This is a genomic window from Salirhabdus salicampi, assembly GCF_024259515.1.
Lineage (GTDB): Bacteria > Bacillota > Bacilli > Bacillales > Alkalibacillaceae > Salirhabdus_A > Salirhabdus_A salicampi.
On sequence record NZ_JANBWE010000002.1, the window covers coordinates 653,700 to 671,773 of the forward strand.

Sequence of the window (18,074 nt, forward strand, 5' to 3'; positions counted from 1 at the left end):
TTATCCAATCATTTTTTCAAATACGAAATTAGCTCACCTTGACCCCACGTATTTAATACGGTATCTCGTCTTAACCAACCTTTTTTCCCGAACTTTACACCGATTTCCATATCATCTAACATTTTATAGTTATGAGCATCTGTATTAATAGCTACTTTTACTCCTTGATCTTGAGCTTTCTTTAACCACTTCCACGTTAAATCTAAACGATTGGGATTCGCATTTAACTCCAGTGCGGTGTTTGTTTCCTTCGCCCATTGTATTAACAACTCATAGTCTACTTCATATCCATCTCTTTTTCCAATAAGCCTACCTGTCGGATGGGCTATAAGATCGACGTATGGGCACTCCATAGCCGTCCGAATTCGTTTCATTATAACATCCTTCGGTTGATGAAAAGATGAATGGATTGATGCAATAACAAAATCCATTTCCTTTAAAAATATTTCTGAAAAATCCAGTGTCCCATCCGGTAATATATCCATCTCAACTCCAGCAAAAATATGAAAATCGTCATACATATCATTAATACGAACAATTTCCTCTTTTTGCTTTAATAACCGCTCTTCATTTAAGCCGTTGGCCACTCGTAAATATTTGGAATGGTCAGTGATGGCAATGTATTGATACCCCTTTGCCCTAGATATTTCCGCCATCTCCTTAACCGACTGTGCACCATCACTCCATGTTGTATGCATATGAAGGTCACCTTGTATATCCTTATGATCAATGATATCAACGGTTGATTGAAAGGAATCTACTTCACCTAAATTCTCCCTTAATTCAGGTGGAATGAAATGAAGACCGAAATGCTGATAAAATTGTTCTTCGCTTTCGAAAGTTTTTACTTCCCCTGTTTCTACATTTTCCACACCATATTCGCTTATTTTCTCACCTTGGCTCTTAGCTAACTGACGCATCGCTACATTGTGATCCTTGGAACCTGTAAAGTGGTGAAGCGTAGTAGCGAATTCCTTTTCATCAACAATGCGGAAATCTACAGATATATCATACTGCTCCTGAAAGACGACCGTCACCTTTGTATCTCCTGCTGCTACAACCTCAACGATGCCTTCTAACGAGAGTAACTTTTCTTTTACAACTTCTTTTTCCTCAGCTGCGATAATGAAATCTAAGTCTTTAACTGTTTCTTGATAACGACGAATACTTCCAGCTCGGGAAAACTTTTGAATCTCAGCAATGTTTGCAAGCTGCGTTTCTACTTTCTCTACAACTGGAAGCATGAATAAAATAGGTAACCGTTCTGGTCGTTTGTTTGCATTTTCTAATGTTTTTAATATTTTCTCCACAGACTTTTTTCCAAAGCCTGCAAGTTTTTCAACTTCCCCATTTTCGCAAGCCTTACGTAGGGTTTCTCCATCTATTACATTCAGTTCTTGATATAATTTTGCTAACTTTTTTCCACCTAGTCCTTGTAATTCCAACAATGGAAGTAAACCGGAAGGAACTTCTTTTTGTAATTGTTGTAACGTCTCACATTGCCCTGTTTTAATAAATTCCTCGATGACTGATGCAGTGCCTTTTCCTATTCCCTTTAGCTCAGAAAAGCCTTCTATTTCCCCTAATGAACGGTCATCACTTTCCAAAGCTTGGGCAGCTTTTCGATAAGCCGAAATTTTAAATGGATTTTCTCCCTTTAGCTCTAAATATATGGCGATTTGTTCCAGTAATTTAATCACTTGCTTTTTATCTACGTTCATATCCTTCACCTTCTTTGCTATTGTTCAATTTCATTACGTTTTCGTATGGGTATACATCATTAGTATAAAGAAAAAACTTCTCTTATGAGAAGTTCGATAATGTATCAACAATATGTTCAAACCACAGTTTTTCTAAGTGACCAGATAGAAAAGGTGTATGCTCAATTATCATTTGGGCAATACCAGAGCTGCTAATTAAGTCTTGTACCGCACCGACTGGTACTAAAGCTAAGAAATATAAAAGAACAAACAATATTAAATAAGCTTCAAGGAACCCTAAGATAGCACCTAGTATTGTATTGATACTATGTAATATTGGTAACTCGGCAATAAAATCTAGCATATTAGCTACTAATTGCAATAAGACCTTAGAAGCAAAAAAGAGAATGACAAACGCTATCCCGTTATAATAAGCGGATTCTAACGGAAGTGAATTTAAAAAGATAGCCCACATCGTTTCGTTTGAAATCTCTGGATAGGGGATCCACATTTCTAACTTTGGGGCAAGATCATCATAATACATAATCGCAAACACAAAGGCGATAATAAAACCGGCTAAATGCATAACTTGCATAATAAATCCTCTTTTAATTCCGGTAAACAACCCGAATGCTAAAAGGAATAACAATATGAGATTAACCATTTTTGTCCTGTTCCTCTCTCTTCAGTTTTTCTATTAAATGATTATATTCTTCTTTTATTTTGATATAATCATTGGTTGCATTAACAGCGGTTAAAACCGCAAGCTGTGCAGTGTCTAATTTCGGGTTAGCCTCTTGAATTTCTTTCATCTTTTGATCAACCATACTGGCAACCATTTGAATGCGGTGTGGAGACTCTTCCCCCACAATCGTATATTTTCGGTTATGAATTTCTACCGTCGTTCTCGTTTTCTTTGCATCCGACACGAAAAGGCCCCCTAACTACTTAACGTCCTAAAAAATATATTAACATGATAATGAACATTATGGAAATATCATCTTTAAGGTTGGAAAACTTTGATATAATAAAAAACAGATAGAAAGGAGATGCAAATGTCACAAAGTGTATACCAATTCTCTACGGAACAAATAGAAAAGATGAAGCAACATTATAAGGCAAGTTTAAAGCCAAATCCTCCACAAAGCGCCTCATTTAGTGCAAAGGTAAACGGTTGTACCATTACAGCATATAAGTCAGGGAAAGTCTTATTTCAAGGTGGCCAATATGAACAGGAAGCTTCAAAGTGGACCGGTGGTAAAACAACTACCAAAAAAGGAAGTACCCAACGTAAACAAAAACCGCTTCCTTCATTTCTAAACGAAAACCATATCGGAACAGATGAGGCAGGTTCTGGTGATTACTTCGGACCAATGACAGCAGCTGCTGCTTACGTTACAAATGAAAACAGACCATTGCTAGAGCGAATCGGAGTGAGAGATTCCAAAAATTTGCGTGATGATGACGTCATTCGAATTGCTAAAGACTTAGTGAAGGCAAATATCCCTTATAGTCTCGTCGTACTAAGAAATGAAAAATATAACGAATGGCAAAAACGGGGCTGGTCTCAAGGAAAAATGAAGGCGATATTACATTATCAAGTCATTAAAAAAGTCCGTGAGAAAATGAATTCCGCTAAGGATGCTGGAATTGTCGTAGATCAGTTCGCCCAGCCTGCTGTTTTTGAACGGTATTTAAAAAGTGAGGGACTCCCAATCCCTAAACATATCCACTATTTAACAAAAGCAGAAAGTCACTCCATTGCTGTTGCTGCTGGTTCTATTCTAGCTAGGGCGAAATTTTTATCCGAAATGGACAAATTGTCTGCAGCTACAGGTATTACGTTACAAAAAGGAGCAAGTCACCTTGTGGATCAACAGGCAGCCTTTTTTCTAAAAGAGAAAGGCGAAGATTTTATGACCACTTGTGCAAAAGTTCACTTTGCTAATACGGAAAAAGCAAAGCGCTTAATGTAAATATGAACACCCGGTCTTGTTCAAGACCGGGTGTTCTTTTATCCTCTTAGTTCTGCTCCAAACTTCTCTTGTACATTTTTGACGATTTGTTCACGTGCTTTCTCTACTTGTTCATCCTTTAAAGTAGCACTTGGGTCCTGGAACAACAATCGATAGGCAATCGATTTTTTCCCCTTTTCCATATGTTCACCTTGGTAGACATCAAATACATCTACTTCGGTTAAGTAAGTACCACCGTGTTCCTGAATCACTTGCAATACATCATGTGCTGGAATATGTTCTTCTAAAACAAAGGCTAAATCTTGGCTAACTGATGGGAAACGTGGTATACGTACATAACGATCCTCTTGTGTAATCCCTTCAGCCAGCTTCTCAAAGTTAATATCAAATACGTAAGTTTCTGTCAGATCATAATCCTTTTGTAATGCGGGATGTAACTGTCCTAAAAAGCCGATTGTTTCGCCGTTATATTTTAGGAGCGCACTTCGTCCAGGGTGTACACCATCTACTTCACCAGCTTCAAATATAACATTGTCGAAGCGGACATAGTGAAACAATTGCTCTATAATTCCTTTCACAACATAAAAGTCTACTTGTTTTATATCTTTTTGCCACGGATGGTTCTGCCATAAACCTGTCATGACTCCAGATAAACGAAGCTCTTCTTTCGGCTGTGATGTTAACGTTTCTTCTTTCGTAATGTAAATGGAACCCAATTCATACAGCGCAACATTTTGTTGTTTACGTGCTAAGTTATATTGTAGGCTTGTTAACAACTCAGGAAGCATACTCAGGCGCAAATGACTATGTGCCTCACTCATTGGCATTGCTAATCCAATTGGATTCGGTGAAGTTTGTTGAACTTCAGGACTAACAAGGGTAGTTGCACGGCCCTCTGTCGTTAATGAATACGTCCATGCTTCAGCCAAGCCAGCACCTTGCATAAATTGATGAACCTTTCGCTTCAGCTGCTGTCTTGCTGTTAAGCCACCTGCGTGAGAAGAACCTTGTGGCATTGTAAATGGTATTTCGTCATAGCCATATAAGCGGGCAATCTCCTCCACCATATCTTCAACAATGGAAATATCCCCTCTTCTTGTAGGAGCTGTTACAACAAATTGCTGATCCTTACGTTCAAATGGAAAACGGAGATTTTGTAATATCATTTCCATTTGTTCAGTAGAAATGTCAGCACCAATTCGATCTCTCATTTTATCTGCTGAAAACGAAATAACTCTCTCTTCAACTGCTAAAGAATTATGCTCTACCTCACCAGACAACACTTTTCCTCCAGCATATTGTTGTAACAATTGACAAGCCCGTAATCCTGCTTCTTTCACGCGGTTTGGATCAATTCCCTTTTCAAAGCGTACACTTGCTTCACTTCGTAAATTATGATCTTTCGCTGCTTTACGAACCGATTTCGGGTCAAAATAAGCTGCTTCAAGCAAAATATTCTTCGTACCTTCATACACTTCGGAATTTGCCCCTCCCATAACACCTGCTATAGCTACCGGCTCTACCCCATTCGTAATGACAAGATGATTTGCATCCAAAGTACGATTAGCATCATCAAGTGTAACGATTTGCTCTTTTTCGCTAGCAGTTCGGACGACTACTTCTTTCGTTCCGAAACGATCGTAGTCAAACGCATGAAGAGGTTGACCATATTCAAGCAAGACATAATTTGTAATGTCTACAACATTGTTTATGGGACGAATTCCAGCTGCAATAAGGCGGTTTTGCATCCATTGAGGAGATGGACCAATGTTTACGTCTTGAATCACAAATGCTCCATAGTATGGACTTAATGCTGGCTCTTCCACTTTCACATCAACGTAATCTTTTGTTTGCGTATCTTCTCTTTCTACTACTACTTCAGGAAGGCGAATGTCCCGACCTAAAATGGCAGCCACTTCGTAAGCAGTTCCGATCATACTTAAACAGTCAGAACGGTTAGGTGTAAGTTCGAACTCTAAAATCACATCATCCAGATTTAACAGTTCTACAGCATTAGCTCCTACTTCAACATCCTCCGGGAACACAAAAATGCCTGATTCAAATTCCTTTTGAACAAATTTCGGATCAATACCAATTTCCTGTAATGAGCAGATCATTCCATTTGACTCTACTCCACGCAGCTTCGCTTTTTTTATTTTCATTCCACCGGGTAATGTTGCACCAGGCTTTGCCACAGCTACTTTTTGTCCTGTTGCAACATTTGGAGCACCACAAATAATTTGTAATTCTTCGTCACCCACATCAACAAGACAAAGGTTTAATTTGTCGGCATTTGGGTGTTGTTCACATGATTTCACATAACCGACTACTACGTTGTTCATGCTTTCAACAATCGGTTCAACACTTTCTACTTCAATTCCACTTTTCGTGATTTTCTCCGCTAGTTCATTCGGTGTAAAATCATCTATATCAACATACTGCTTTAACCAATTTAACGATATGAGCATTTCCCTTTTCCTCCTTATGCTTGATGAAACTGTTTTAAAAATCGCACGTCATTTGTGTAGAAATGGCGGATATCTTCTATACCATATTTCAACATCGCAATTCGCTCTGGACCCATTCCGAAAGCAAAACCGCTATATTTCTCAGGATCAAACCCGGACATCCTTAATACGTTCGGGTGCACCATCCCTGCACCTAATATTTCAATCCAACCTGTTCCTTTACATACGGAACAACCTTCTCCGTTACAAAGCTTACAGGATATATCCATTTCCACAGATGGTTCTGTAAATGGGAAAAAGCTTGGACGTAAGCGGATTTCACGATCATTACCAAACATTTGCTTAGCAAATTCGTTTAAAACCCCTTTCAAATCACTCATTCGAACGTTTTCATCTACGTATAAGCCTTCGATTTGTGTAAACTGGTGTGAGTGTGTCGCATCATCTGTATCACGACGATACACTTTTCCAGGACAAATGATTTTCACTGGGCCTCTCCCCTCATGCTTTTCCATTGTGCGCGCTTGAATTGGAGAGGTTTGCGTTCGTAATAATAATTCATTCGTTATGTAAAATGAATCCTGCATATCACGTGCTGGGTGATCCTTAGGTAAGTTTAACGCTTCAAAATTGTAGTAATCTTGCTCAACCTCTGGGCCCTCTGCCACAGAAAACCCCATCCCAATAAACAAATCTTCAATATCTTGAATTAATTTTGTTAACAAGTGTGGCCCACCTGTCGGAACAGGTCGACCAGGTAACGTAACATCGATTTTCTCTTCCTTTAACTGCTGTTCCAGCTTTTTTGCCTCTAATGTTGCTTGTTTCGTTTCAATCGCTTCCGAAATAGCTTCACGTACTTCGTTTGCCATTTGTCCAATGACAGGACGCTCATCCTTCGAAAGTTTCCCCATTCCTCTTAATACTTCTGTAATTGGACCTTTCTTTCCTAAGAAAGATACTTTTACTTGCTGTAGGTCTTCTGATGTATCCGCCTGTTCAACTTGTAACAAGGCTTCCTGCTTTAATTCCTCTAAGCGTTCTTTCACGATGTCATCCTCCTTTGCGAATTTAAAACTTGTTTCATTTAGATGTAAGATACAGTAAAACATAACAAAAAAGCCTCACCCCTATAAAAGGGACGAGACTTTATATATCCGCGTTACCACCCTTGTTGACACAACAAATAAAGTTGTCGTATCCACTTCATTAATCGATAACGGATTTCCACCCGGTACACCATTACTCCTAAGAGGTCCCGGTGCCAGCTCCAGAGCTGAAATTCAACGATTGCTCCGTTAGGAATGCTTCCAGTCTATGGCATTCCCTCCCTAAAAACGGTTTCATCAATCCCCTACTTATACTCTTTCAACGCTTTTCCTATCTTTAATTCTGCCATTTATTATAGAGAATCCACAATATATTTGCAAGTCTAATTCTGTAAATAGTGCATCAAAATCCCTGCCGCTATACTTACATTTAAGGATTCCGCTTTACCAGTAATGGGAATATAAACTCGTTCATCAGCCATGTCAAGTAATTGGTTATCAACACCACTGCCTTCATTCCCTAAGATCACAGCCATTTTATTAGGCTTATTTACATTCATTAGCGGCTTTGCATCCCGGAGAGAAGTAGCCCAAATTTGAAAATCATGACGTTTGGCCCAATGACACCAGGACAATAAATCATCGGACATAACAGGGATATGAAACAATGATCCTTGACTAGCCCGAACAGTTTTTTCGTTGTATACATCAACAGTACCCTTTCCTAGGATAACTGCATCAAAACCTAGTGCGTCAGCAGTTCGAACCATTGTTCCAACATTCCCGGGATCTTGGACCGCATCAAGTAACAGCACTTTGTTGTCATTTTCGTTTCTTTCAAAAGTTTTCATTTGAACAACTGCCATAATACCTTGTGGACTATTTGTACTGGCAATGGCTCGAAACACTTTTTCACTTACTGTTATAACCTTCACTTCTTTTGGCACTGAAAATGTATTTCCTTCTAATTGGATAATCTCCCTAATATTCCAATCACTTCTCATTGCTTCCTCAAGTAAATGTTCACCTTCAATAAGAAAGCATTTTTGCTTATCCCTGTCTTTTTTTCGATTTAACTTTTTCCATTCTTTAACTTTATCATTTTGTAACGATTCAATGTACATCTTTGTCACCTGTTTCTCGTCTTTTATCGCTCTTTCATATCATACATATTTTTTATTTTGCAGGTCAAACTAATTCCATCAATATGTTACTAATAAGTGGGGTGAAACTAAATGGATTTAGATTTACGGAAAGCCGTTTTACACAATATATCTGGTAATAGTGCTGATGAATTAGAAGCAACCATTTTAGATGCAATACAAAGCGGAGAAGAAAAATTATTACCAGGATTAGGTGTGTTATTCGAAGTATATTGGAATAACGCCGATGAATCTGAAAAAGAAGAAGTATTAGAAATTTTAGAAGAAAGCGTAAAAAAATAAGGAGCGCATGCGCTCCTTATTTTTTTAGTTAAACGTAACGTCTTTTACTTTATCGGTATCAAGCTTCTTAATCACTTCTACAATAAGTTTCACTGCATTTTCAAAGTCATCACGGTGAATCATCGCTGCATGAGTATGAATGTATCTAGTAGCGATTGTAATTGATAAAGCAGGTACACCATTTGCCGTTATATGAATGGTACCTGTATCCGTTCCTCCACCTGGCAGTGCATCATACTGATATGGGATTTCTTTTTCATCAGCAGTTTCAACAACTAAATCACGTAATCCTTTGTGGGATACTGCAGATGCATCATATAAAATAATTTGTGGTCCGTCTCCCATTTTTCCTCGTGCATCTTTATCTGTTACACCTGGAGTATCACCAGCAATACCAGTATCTACTGCGAATGCGATATCCGGTTGGATCTTATGTGCAGATGTTCTAGCACCACGTAACCCCACTTCTTCTTGTACAGTTCCTACTCCATAAACAACGTTTGGATGCTTTTCATCTTTCAACTGCTTCAATACTTCAACTGCAATTGCACATCCAATACGGTTATCCCATGCTTTTGCAAGGAGAAGTTTTTCATTTTGCATGACTGTGAAGTCGAAGTAAGGTACAACAGAATCACCTGGTTTTACCCCAAATTCTTCTGCTTCTTCCTTACTTGAGGCACCAATATCAATAAACATATCTTTGATTTCAACTGGTTTCTTCCGTGCTTCCGGAGGTAAGATATGTGGTGGTTTTGAACCAATTACACCTGTTACGTCACCTTTTTTCGTTACAACGGTAACACGTTGAGCCAGCATTACCTGACTCCACCAGCCACCTACTGTTTGAAAGTAGACGAACCCTTTGTCATCAATTCTTGTCACCATAAATCCAACTTCATCTAGATGGCCCGCTACCATAATTTTGGGACCATTTTCATCGCCACTTTTCTTTGCAATCAGGCTCCCTAAATTATCGGTTGTCACTTCGTCGGCAAAAGGGCTCACGTAGTTTTTCATCACTTCACGTGCTTCTCTTTCATCACCAGGTATAGACTTTGCGTCTGTTAAGTCTTTAAGCATCGTTAATGTTTCATCAAGCTTCACCATTATGTATGTCCTCCTTAAAAGTTCAATAGGTTTATTATACCTATTTTCACACATTTTCACAAAATTTACTAGCTACTTAGAATGATTCCTAATCGGTTCCTGAAGAACCAAAACCACCTTCACCACGTTCTGAATTTGTTAATTCATAGGCTTGTACTAAATTGACGTTTGCAACGGAAGCAACGACCATTTGAGCAATTCGCATATGTTTTTCCACTTTAAAATCCTGTTTTCCATGGTTAATTAAAATAACTTTAACTTCCCCACGGTATCCTTCGTCAATCGTTCCCGGACTATTTAAAACGGTAACGGAATGCTTTATGGCTAATCCACTTCGTGGCCGAACCTGCGCCTCTGTCCCATTCGGTAATTCTAACATAATTCCGGTAGATATGAGAGCGGTTTCTCCTGGTTTTATCGTTGTTTCTTCAATAGAAAATAAATCAAACCCTGCATCACCTTTATTGGCTTGGTATGGCAAACGGGCATCTGGATGAGTATACTTAACTTTTACATTGTATTCCATTCTAAATTTCACTCCTTTACCGTCAATTTAGGTTAACATATAACAACAATAAATACTTCATCATTATATCACGTCGTAATGTATGCTAAAATGTAATGAAGAATAACAATTGCCCCACGTTTAAATTGATTAGGAGACGGTTCTATGATTATTTTTTTACTTCGCATGCTCATTTTCTTTGCGATCATATTTTTTATTTATAAGGCTTATCGGTATATAGTCAACCCGAAACGCAAACTAGAACATGCCCTTGAAACGAAAAGCTATTACTTTTTAGACGATACGAAAAATGTCAAAAAAAAATTACTCATTACATACAAGGGAGCCATGTTTGAGGGAGAAAAGCAGTTAGGGACCACTGACAAAGCATTTGAAGTTACAACCGTAAACATACGTGTTCATCACGAAGAAACGTTAAAAGGTATTAATAAAGAAGATTTAACCTTCTTAAAGGAAGAAATATTAAAAAAGTACCCTTATGCAAATATTATTTGGCAGTACCCTATAAACAAACTACTACCGGATTATGAATAAAAACAGGCAACCTTTAAGGTAGCCTGTTTTTTAACGGCATTGGATTCGGTGGAGCGGTTTTCCTTTGAAAAAAGTCCTCCCACTTCAGTACAATTTCCTTTTTACGCAAGAAATATAAAAACGGTAAAAATGCGGATATGATCATAGCCATTAACATAGGGGACATCGTCGAAATCCATTGACCAAAGGAGGTATACACAACAGCTAACGGTACGTTGGATGCAAACGAAAGGCGAAAATACTCTTTAAACCCTTTGGACATTTCAATGATACATAAAGATAAAAGATGAAAATGAATAAAGGGCATTAATCTAAGGAGAATGATCTGTCCACGGGTAATTTGAGCATGTTCACCAAATAGCTTCTGCCTTAAACGGGCAAGACGATGAACCGTTCTCGGCATAATTTTTACTATTCGATAGAAGAGAATACTAGAAAGGGTGATGCCAATGACCGAATAAATAGCACCTGACACGAGACCAAATAAAATCCCTCCTGATACACATATAAATGCAACAGGTAAAAAAAACAGTGGCCTTAATAAATGAAAACCAATAAACATCATTGGCGCAAACAAGCCACTGGACTCTACAATGGCAAGGATCCATGATCCAACTTGGTCCATGAAAGAGCCCCCTTCTTTTTAAATTCATTGATTCATTTATATGACATGAGACGAGCCATTATGACATGCTTCAAATATTTAACGATAACATGAGGTGAACCACAAACAATAGTGGCATACCATATCGGAATACCCCTTTTCTGATTTTATGTCGAAACAGCTGCATACCGATAATACAACCAAGTGCTCCCCCAAGAAATGCACTTATGAATAAGTGACGTTCAGCAATTCGGTACTTTCCTCTTTTCGCTTTCCATTTATCAAACCCCATAAGAAGAAATCCATAAATATTTACCGCTATATAATAATAGAGAATTACAATATCCATCTTTATCACCTCGCATATAAAAAAACCATCCCTATCGTAAGGGATGGCTTTTCATCAAATTTATTTAAGTGCGTCTTTTGCTTTTTGAACTAAGTTAGCAAAGGCCTTCTCATCATTTACAGCTAAGTCAGCAAGCATTTTACGGTTCATTTGAACACCAGCTTGCTTCAATCCGTGCATGAAACGGCTATAAGAAATATCGTTTAAACGAGCTGCAGCGTTAATACGTGCGATCCATAATTTACGGAAATCACGCTTTCGCTGTTTACGGTCACGGTAAGCATATTGACCTGATTTCATTACTTGTTGTTTTGCTGTTTTAAACAATGAATGTTTTGCACCATAATAACCTTTAGCTAATTTCAAAACGCGTTTACGACGCTTACGTGTTACTGTTCCGCCTTTTACACGTGGCATAACATTTCCCTCCTAATATTCGTACATCTAGTTTCGTTCAAAATTATTTTGGAAGCATTGCTTTAATTCGTTTTAAATCGCCTTTAGAAACAAGTGTCGCTTTACGAAGCTTACGTTTTTGTTTCTGGCTCTTATTTGCAAACAAGTGGCTTGTGAATGCGTGAGCACGCTTCACTTTCCCTTTACCTGTTTTTCTAAAACGTTTCGCTGAACCTTTATGGGTTTTCATTTTAGGCATGTTTATTCCTCCTTCAATTGTAAACAGTCACCGATTTACTTGCTTTCTTGATTTGGTGCAAGCATCATGAACATATTGCGACCTTCCATTTTAGGTTTTGTTTCCACTACTGCAACATCGTTACATTGCTCGGCGAATCGATCAAGTACCTTTTGACCTAACTCTTTATGGGTGATCGCACGACCACGGAAGCGTACAGTAGCCTTAACTTTATCACCTTTAGCCAAAAATTTACGTGCATTACGTAGTTTCGTATTAAAGTCATGTTCTTCAATAGCAGGGCTTAAGCGCACTTCTTTGATATTAATGACTTTTTGCTTTTTACGATTTTCTTTGTCTTTCTTCTGTTGTTCATAACGAAACTTTCCGTAGTCCATGATTCGGCATACTGGCGGTTTCGCGTTTGGAGCCACCATTACAAGGTCTAGATTTGCTTTCTCAGCTAACTCTAGTGCTTCCTGACGTGATTTCACGCCTAATTGTTCACCATTTGCATCAATGAGACGTACTTCACGTGCACGAATGCGCTCATTAATAAATATGTCTTTGCTAATAGTGAGCCACCTCCACAAAATTTTGGAAAAGATAAGGTCGAATTCGACAAGCGTATTCATTTATTCAAATAAAAAAAGTGTCGGTACATATATTGCACCCACACGTCTCCTGTCTTCTCCATATAACATAGAAGAAATAAAGAATATCGTACCTGCCAACTACAAAAATGTGTCGATCAGGTGAGAAGCGGGTGCTTCTACTTGCCTTTGACCTTATAAAATTCACTTTATTCATTATATTTGATGAGTAAAGGTTTGTCAATAAATACTTTTGGCTTCTTCTGAAGCACCTGTCTTATTATACATAAGAAAGTTAAACATGTAAATAACAGATTCAACCAATTGTTTTTATCTAGAGACAATGATACCTTACCTTATATGAACTAAATGAAAGAGGGCAAGTACATGCAAATCATTCTTGAATTTATTGTTGAGGTACTATTTCACGGGGTTATCAAATTGTTTAGACGAATTAAAAATATAATAAAAAAGAAAAACAAAAAGATAGAAACAAAATAATAGCTGTAAGGCCAACATTGTTGGCCTTTTCACGTCCTGCTAATTTATCGCATTTAATCCACGTACAATGGCTTCACAATCTTCACAGTCAATAGTCGGCCCATGACTAGCAAAAACAATTTGGTAGTTCGGTCTCATGCGACATCCTATTTGGTTTGAAGTCTTAATTGGAGTACAAAGTTTAGTAAACCTGCCTGAGTTTATATTTCGATAGATACAACAGCGATAACTCTGTCCATTATTCGTTACGGGTGGGTTATGATTCGCCATCTGCTCACCTCCTATATACATAGCATATAATCTATGAAAGGAAGTGCTTGTTCTCATATAACGTAATTGGAAAAATCAGTTAACACAACTGGAGATAATCAAAAAAACGGAGCTTGGTTTTCCCATGCTCCGCTTTAGCAACTTACCCTTTACGCAATGACTTCGCTTCAATATCCTCTTTCATTTGTCTTACGAATTGGTCAAATTCAACTGTACTAGAATCCTTTTCCCCATACTTGCGGACGTTTACAGCATTTTGTTCTATTTCTTGGTCGCCAACTACAAGTGCATAAGGGATTTTTTCTGTTTGTGTTTCACGGATTTTATAGCCAATCTTTTCGTCACGCTCATCAAGCTCAACACGGATACCTTCAAAGCGTAACTTTTCTTCAACTTGCTTTGCATAATCTAAATGGGCATCTAACGATACCGGAATAATGCGAGCTTGAACAGGTGACAACCATGTAGGGAACGCACCTTTATACTCTTCAATTAGAAAAGCGACAAAGCGTTCCATTGTTGAAACGACTCCACGGTGAATGACAACAGGACGATGCTCTTTTCCATCTTCACCGATATAAGTTAAATCGAAGCGATTCGGTAAGTGGAAGTCCAACTGAACCGTTGATAATGTTTCATCTTTACCTAACGCCGTTTTCACTTGAACATCTAACTTAGGACCATAAAACGCAGCTTCTCCCTCAGCTTCAACGTACTCCAACTCCATATCTTCCATCGTCTCTTTTAACATTGCTTGAGCAGTTTCCCACATCTCATCGTTATCCACATATTTTTCTTTATCTTCTGGGTCACGATAAGAAAGACGGAAGAAGTAATCGTTAATACCAAAGTCTTTATAAACGGCTTGGACGAGCTGAACGACACGAATAAACTCTTCTTTTAATTGATCTGGTCGACAGAAGATGTGTGCGTCATTTAATGTCATAGCTCTAACACGTTGCAATCCAGCTAATGCTCCTGACATTTCATGACGATGCATTGTGCCTAGTTCGGCAATACGAACTGGTAAGTTACGATAACTATGCAGCTGGTTTTTATAAACCATCATATGGTGCGGGCAGTTCATTGGACGCAGTACGAGATCTTCGTTATCCATCTCCATAGGTGGAAACATGTCCTCCTGGTAATGATCCCAATGACCACTCGTTTTGTATAAATCAACACTACCTAGGACAGGTGTATACACATGGTTATAACCTAGACGTTCTTCGATATCCACAATATAGCGTTCAATTGTACGACGTATTGTGGCACCTTTCGGTAACCAAAGTGGAAGACCTTGACCTACTTTTTGATTGACAGTAAAGAGGTCTAACTCTTTTCCTAATTTACGATGATCCCTTTCTTTTGCCTCTTCCAATAAACGTAAATGTTCTTCTAACTGGGATTTCTTTTCGAAAGCAGTACCGTAAATTCGCTGTAACATTTTATTATCACTATCTCCACGCCAGTATGCGCCAGAGATATTCAACAATTTAAATACTTTCATTTTTCCTGTATGGGGAACATGCGGGCCTCTACATAAATCAAAGAATTCACCTTGCTTGTACAATGTAATTGAATCGCCCTCTGGAATATCATCAATCAATTCTAGCTTTAGGTCATCTCCAACGTCATGATAAATGCGCTTTGCTTCATCACGAGTAACTTCTTCACGCTCAATCGCATGTGCCTCATCGACAATCTTTTTCATTTCTTTTTCAATCTTCGGTAAGTCTTCAGGTGTAATTTTTTCTTCCATGTCAATATCATAATAAAACCCATTTTCGATGACAGGACCAACACCTAGCTTCACATCTTTGTATAGACGTTTAATGGCTTGAGCCATTAGATGTGCTGTTGAATGGCGTAATATTTCTAATCCTTCTTGATCACGATACGTTACAATTTCAATTGCACCGTCTTGTTCAAGAGGACGGCGAAGGTCAACTAATTCTCCATTCAGTTTAATGGCTAATGCCTGTTTTTTTAATCCAGAACTAATAGAACCTGCAATTTCTTCACCCGTTGTTCCGTTTGGAAATTGTTTCACATTTCCGTCTGGGAATGTAATGTTTAATTGTTCTGCCATAGCTTGACTCTCCTTCTTTTGTTTTTCCACCCAAAATAAAAAAGCCCATCCCTAAAAAAAGGGACGAGCTTATACCCGTGGTTCCACCCTAGTTCCGTTAGTAAACGGCACTCTAGACATCCTTAACGCGGATTCACGCTGACCACTACTCATTTCACAGTCAGGGTTCTGAGGTGGTAACCAATTTGTCGTACTTCGGAAGCTTCCAGCCGATGACTTCCTTCTCTGTTAAGCCGATGCAAATTGCTCATGTCCTCATCATTACCGATCTCATGTTCATATTAATGGATATGTCGGTTATTATAGCGATTGTTTTTTAGAAAATCAAGCCTTTTTCCCGGCAAATGGAAATTTTTTTAATGGATAGACGTTCACTCTCTCTTGAAACAGATTCATAACGGAAAGAATAATTGGATTTTCCGTATGTTCAGCATAGATTTCAATTTCTTCTGGAACTAATGAAATGAGAGATGGTAATGTTTTATCCGCTGGGTGAAATCCAAAAAAATAAACATTTTCGCTGTTTTGTAATGTTTTTAATTCTCCTGATAAATAACGAGTTCCATCCGGTTTAAAGAGTTGAATTTGATAATCCGCAACAACTAAAACTTTTTTACATTTCGGTCTTTTTCGTTTTATGTAATTCCGTAAGTTATGTACAAAATCTTGGTATTCTTCTTCTCGCTTCCATTCATCAATCGCGTATCCAACTATGTCCACGAAAAAAGAATAATGCTTACGAATTAAATGATTGACAAATTCATCATAAAACATAAACCGTTCTTTCATAATTTGTTGGGAAATAAATCGTTGTAAAATGGTGGAGAGCCGGCCACCTTCATGTAACATATAATTTTCGGAATGATTCCAAACAGAGTGAACAAACGGAACAATATGAGCAATTTCATGCTGATTTGTATAATGATATTCGTCTTTTAAAATGTTTCTCGTAATCGCGGGAAGACGAATGTCTGCAAAAATTTTAATAAACCCTGCTGAAATACTGCTTAGTTGACTACTCACTTTTTCACTATCCCACTCGACCTTATACCACTTTTCTTTTTGCCGATAATATATTTTTGTAGACAAAGAAGGCTCCAAATGATGAACTTGACGACAGAACAAATTCGCTTCCTCTTTAAACCGGAAAATGAAAACGAGACGCTTCAACCTCATCCCTCTTTCCCTTAACAAACTGTTACATTATATGGGAAAGAACGAAATAAAATGAACAAAAAAAGAAAATGTAGTTCAGAAACCTTCTGAACTACATTCATTATGGACGTCGATTTTGACCAAATAGTGCAACAGGATCACTGACTTGTTTAATTCGCTCTATGATTCTTCCGGCTTTCAGCCTTTCCATTTCTCCTTTGCCCGCAGCAGCTAAAATGGATTCTAACTCCTTCAAGTTATAATTTGATGTAAAAAAGACAGGAAGTCCTTCCATCATGCGATATTGTAAAATTGCCCCTAACACTTCATCACGAAACCATGCTGATTGAAATTCTGCACCTATATCATCAAAAATTAAAACGGGTATTTGTTTAAATTTATCAACCTTTTCATTTAAAGTTGAATTTCCAATAGAAGATTTCATCTCTCTGACAAACTCAGGCATGTAAATAAACATCGATTGTATTTCACGTTTAGCAAATTCGTTCGCTAATACACCTAGTAAAAAGGTTTTTCCCACGCCAAATGGGCCATACATATACAGACCTTTTGTAATCGTTTTTTTCTGATCAAGTTGATCGAGTAGTTCTTTAATTTTCATAATCGCATTGATTCTTTCGCTATCTTCAAAATCAATATCCTCAATAGATGCTTCCAATATTTCTTTCGGCATATATAAGCTTTGAACAAATGATTTTTTACGGTTTTGTTCATCTTGTTTGATCTTTTGCGGACACCGGTCATAAGCAATTCGTATTTGCCGATTTTGAACTGAAAGCTTTGGTGCATAACCTGGAATAATATTACAGCATTCAGATAATGAAGGACATTTTTCACATTGCTTTGATTGATTATCGTATTCATACAGTTTCATTAACTGTCTTTCAATATCAGTCGTCTGCAGCTCAGGATGTTCAGCAATAAATGCCTGAACATCCCTAGAGTTCATGATCTGCTCTTTCAATTCTTTATAGGCTTGTTGAAAGTTACGGTTTTCCTTCATCCACTTTTTTAACGTTGATTGAATAGATTCCAACATCATCATCC

Annotated in this window: 20 protein-coding genes and 3 other annotated features; of the genes, 3 read left to right on the forward strand and 17 right to left on the reverse strand. The window is 37.9% G+C overall.

Going from position 1 to position 18,074, the window contains the following annotated elements:
* Nucleotides 1-8 precede the first annotated feature (8 nt).
* The 3 genes from polX to zapA form a co-directional block, all read right to left on the reverse strand.
* The gene (gene polX, locus NLW78_RS09455) at nt 9-1,721 is read right to left on the reverse strand and encodes a DNA polymerase/3'-5' exonuclease PolX (protein WP_254496799.1); all 1,713 of its coding nucleotides are present in this window, start codon (nt 1,719-1,721) and stop codon (nt 9-11) included.
* 82 nt (nt 1,722-1,803) lie between these two features.
* Nucleotides 1,804-2,364 carry a CvpA family protein gene (locus NLW78_RS09460; RefSeq protein ID WP_254496800.1) on the reverse strand — a complete coding sequence of 187 codons (561 nt, stop codon included), beginning with the start codon at nt 2,362-2,364 and terminating at the stop codon, nt 1,804-1,806.
* Nucleotides 2,357-2,629 carry a cell division protein ZapA gene (gene zapA / locus NLW78_RS09465; RefSeq protein ID WP_254496801.1) on the reverse strand — a complete coding sequence of 91 codons (273 nt, stop codon included), beginning with the start codon at nt 2,627-2,629 and terminating at the stop codon, nt 2,357-2,359. The genes NLW78_RS09460 and zapA overlap by 8 nt, the downstream gene beginning before the upstream one ends.
* A 126-nt stretch (nt 2,630-2,755) precedes the next feature.
* On the opposite strand from zapA, the gene rnhC reads away from it, so the two are divergent.
* Nucleotides 2,756-3,676, forward strand: coding sequence for a ribonuclease HIII (gene rnhC / locus NLW78_RS09470; protein ID WP_254496802.1), 921 nt, complete (start codon nt 2,756-2,758; stop codon nt 3,674-3,676).
* 38 nt (nt 3,677-3,714) lie between these two features.
* Here the strand turns inward: rnhC and pheT are convergent, their stop codons facing one another.
* From pheT to NLW78_RS09485, 3 genes are all read right to left on the reverse strand, one after another.
* Nucleotides 3,715-6,144: a phenylalanine--tRNA ligase subunit beta gene (pheT, locus tag NLW78_RS09475; RefSeq protein WP_254496803.1), complete on the reverse strand. Its 2,430-nt coding sequence runs from the start codon at nt 6,142-6,144 to the stop codon at nt 3,715-3,717.
* Nucleotides 6,145-6,158: 14 nt separating this feature from the next.
* Nucleotides 6,159-7,193 carry a phenylalanine--tRNA ligase subunit alpha gene (pheS, locus tag NLW78_RS09480; protein WP_254496804.1) on the reverse strand — a complete coding sequence of 345 codons (1,035 nt, stop codon included), beginning with the start codon at nt 7,191-7,193 and terminating at the stop codon, nt 6,159-6,161.
* An 85-nt stretch (nt 7,194-7,278) separates the two neighbouring features.
* Nucleotides 7,279-7,525, reverse strand: a binding site (T-box leader).
* Between the two features lie 51 nt (nt 7,526-7,576).
* Entirely contained in the window at nt 7,577-8,317 is a 741-nt protein-coding gene (locus NLW78_RS09485) for a TrmH family RNA methyltransferase (protein ID WP_254496971.1), read from the reverse strand.
* Between the two features lie 111 nt (nt 8,318-8,428).
* Here NLW78_RS09485 and sspI point away from each other — a divergent pair, with 111 nt between their 5' ends.
* Complete coding sequence (sspI, locus tag NLW78_RS09490) at nt 8,429-8,638, forward strand: small acid-soluble spore protein SspI (protein ID WP_254496805.1); 210 nt, start codon at nt 8,429-8,431, stop codon at nt 8,636-8,638.
* 24 nt (nt 8,639-8,662) lie between these two features.
* Here the strand turns inward: sspI and NLW78_RS09495 are convergent, their stop codons facing one another.
* Nucleotides 8,663-9,748, reverse strand: coding sequence for a M42 family metallopeptidase (locus NLW78_RS09495; protein ID WP_254496806.1), 1,086 nt, complete (start codon nt 9,746-9,748; stop codon nt 8,663-8,665).
* An 88-nt stretch (nt 9,749-9,836) separates the two neighbouring features.
* The gene (gene dut / locus NLW78_RS09500) at nt 9,837-10,274 is read right to left on the reverse strand and encodes a dUTP diphosphatase (protein ID WP_254496807.1); all 438 of its coding nucleotides are present in this window, start codon (nt 10,272-10,274) and stop codon (nt 9,837-9,839) included.
* 144 nt (nt 10,275-10,418) lie between these two features.
* Here dut and NLW78_RS09505 point away from each other — a divergent pair, with 144 nt between their 5' ends.
* Nucleotides 10,419-10,808: a sigma-w pathway protein ysdB gene (locus NLW78_RS09505; RefSeq protein WP_254496808.1), complete on the forward strand. Its 390-nt coding sequence runs from the start codon at nt 10,419-10,421 to the stop codon at nt 10,806-10,808.
* A gap of 13 nt (nt 10,809-10,821) precedes the next feature.
* Here NLW78_RS09505 and NLW78_RS09510 read toward each other — a convergent pair whose 3' ends face one another.
* The 9 genes from NLW78_RS09510 to dnaI all read right to left on the reverse strand — a co-directional run bounded on the left by NLW78_RS09510 (nt 10,822) and on the right by dnaI (nt 18,063).
* Nucleotides 10,822-11,433: a TVP38/TMEM64 family protein gene (locus NLW78_RS09510; protein WP_254496809.1), complete on the reverse strand. Its 612-nt coding sequence runs from the start codon at nt 11,431-11,433 to the stop codon at nt 10,822-10,824.
* A gap of 70 nt (nt 11,434-11,503) precedes the next feature.
* Nucleotides 11,504-11,761 (reverse strand): DUF1294 domain-containing protein, encoded by a 258-nt coding sequence (locus tag NLW78_RS09515; RefSeq protein WP_254496810.1) that lies wholly within the window; start codon nt 11,759-11,761, stop codon nt 11,504-11,506.
* Between the two features lie 60 nt (nt 11,762-11,821).
* Nucleotides 11,822-12,178, reverse strand: a complete 357-nt coding sequence (gene rplT, locus NLW78_RS09520; RefSeq protein ID WP_254496811.1) for a 50S ribosomal protein L20 — start codon at nt 12,176-12,178, stop codon at nt 11,822-11,824.
* A 43-nt stretch (nt 12,179-12,221) separates the two neighbouring features.
* Entirely contained in the window at nt 12,222-12,416 is a 195-nt protein-coding gene (gene rpmI, locus NLW78_RS09525; RefSeq protein WP_254496812.1) for a 50S ribosomal protein L35, read from the reverse strand.
* A 35-nt stretch (nt 12,417-12,451) separates the two neighbouring features.
* Entirely contained in the window at nt 12,452-13,030 is a 579-nt protein-coding gene (infC, locus tag NLW78_RS09530; protein ID WP_254496813.1) for a translation initiation factor IF-3, read from the reverse strand.
* 5 nt (nt 13,031-13,035) lie between these two features.
* Nucleotides 13,036-13,179: a sequence feature (ribosomal protein L20 leader region), on the reverse strand.
* Between the two features lie 349 nt (nt 13,180-13,528).
* Nucleotides 13,529-13,759: a hypothetical protein gene (locus tag NLW78_RS09535; protein WP_254496814.1), complete on the reverse strand. Its 231-nt coding sequence runs from the start codon at nt 13,757-13,759 to the stop codon at nt 13,529-13,531.
* 142 nt (nt 13,760-13,901) lie between these two features.
* Nucleotides 13,902-15,851, reverse strand: a complete 1,950-nt coding sequence (thrS, locus tag NLW78_RS09540) for a threonine--tRNA ligase (RefSeq protein ID WP_254496815.1) — start codon at nt 15,849-15,851, stop codon at nt 13,902-13,904.
* A 56-nt stretch (nt 15,852-15,907) separates the two neighbouring features.
* Nucleotides 15,908-16,122, reverse strand: a binding site (T-box leader).
* A gap of 53 nt (nt 16,123-16,175) precedes the next feature.
* Nucleotides 16,176-17,021 carry a sporulation protein YtxC gene (gene ytxC, locus NLW78_RS09545; protein WP_254496816.1) on the reverse strand — a complete coding sequence of 282 codons (846 nt, stop codon included), beginning with the start codon at nt 17,019-17,021 and terminating at the stop codon, nt 16,176-16,178.
* Nucleotides 17,022-17,127: 106 nt separating this feature from the next.
* Entirely contained in the window at nt 17,128-18,063 is a 936-nt protein-coding gene (gene dnaI / locus NLW78_RS09550; protein ID WP_254496817.1) for a primosomal protein DnaI, read from the reverse strand.
* Nucleotides 18,064-18,074 lie beyond the last annotated feature (11 nt).

Excerpts from the sequence above, each read along its gene's own strand:
- polX (WP_254496799.1), bottom strand. The coding sequence starts at position 1,721 with ATGAACGTAGATAAAAAGCAAGTGATTAAATTACTGGAACAAATCGCC.
- NLW78_RS09460 (WP_254496800.1), bottom strand. The coding sequence starts at position 2,364 with ATGGTTAATCTCATATTGTTATTCCTTTTAGCATTCGGGTTGTTTACC.
- rnhC (WP_254496802.1), top strand. The coding sequence starts at position 2,756 with ATGTCACAAAGTGTATACCAATTCTCTACGGAACAAATAGAAAAGATG.
- pheT (WP_254496803.1), bottom strand. The coding sequence starts at position 6,144 with ATGCTCATATCGTTAAATTGGTTAAAGCAGTATGTTGATATAGATGAT.
- NLW78_RS09485 (WP_254496971.1), bottom strand. The coding sequence starts at position 8,317 with ATGTACATTGAATCGTTACAAAATGATAAAGTTAAAGAATGGAAAAAG.
- sspI (WP_254496805.1), top strand. The coding sequence starts at position 8,429 with ATGGATTTAGATTTACGGAAAGCCGTTTTACACAATATATCTGGTAAT.
- NLW78_RS09495 (WP_254496806.1), bottom strand. The coding sequence starts at position 9,748 with ATGGTGAAGCTTGATGAAACATTAACGATGCTTAAAGACTTAACAGAC.
- dut (WP_254496807.1), bottom strand. The coding sequence starts at position 10,274 with ATGGAATACAATGTAAAAGTTAAGTATACTCATCCAGATGCCCGTTTG.
- NLW78_RS09505 (WP_254496808.1), top strand. The coding sequence starts at position 10,419 with ATGATTATTTTTTTACTTCGCATGCTCATTTTCTTTGCGATCATATTT.
- NLW78_RS09510 (WP_254496809.1), bottom strand. The coding sequence starts at position 11,433 with ATGGACCAAGTTGGATCATGGATCCTTGCCATTGTAGAGTCCAGTGGC.
- NLW78_RS09515 (WP_254496810.1), bottom strand. The coding sequence starts at position 11,761 with ATGGATATTGTAATTCTCTATTATTATATAGCGGTAAATATTTATGGA.
- rplT (WP_254496811.1), bottom strand. The coding sequence starts at position 12,178 with ATGCCACGTGTAAAAGGCGGAACAGTAACACGTAAGCGTCGTAAACGC.
- rpmI (WP_254496812.1), bottom strand. The coding sequence starts at position 12,416 with ATGCCTAAAATGAAAACCCATAAAGGTTCAGCGAAACGTTTTAGAAAA.
- infC (WP_254496813.1), bottom strand. The coding sequence starts at position 13,030 with ATGAATACGCTTGTCGAATTCGACCTTATCTTTTCCAAAATTTTGTGG.
- NLW78_RS09535 (WP_254496814.1), bottom strand. The coding sequence starts at position 13,759 with ATGGCGAATCATAACCCACCCGTAACGAATAATGGACAGAGTTATCGC.
- thrS (WP_254496815.1), bottom strand. The coding sequence starts at position 15,851 with ATGGCAGAACAATTAAACATTACATTCCCAGACGGAAATGTGAAACAA.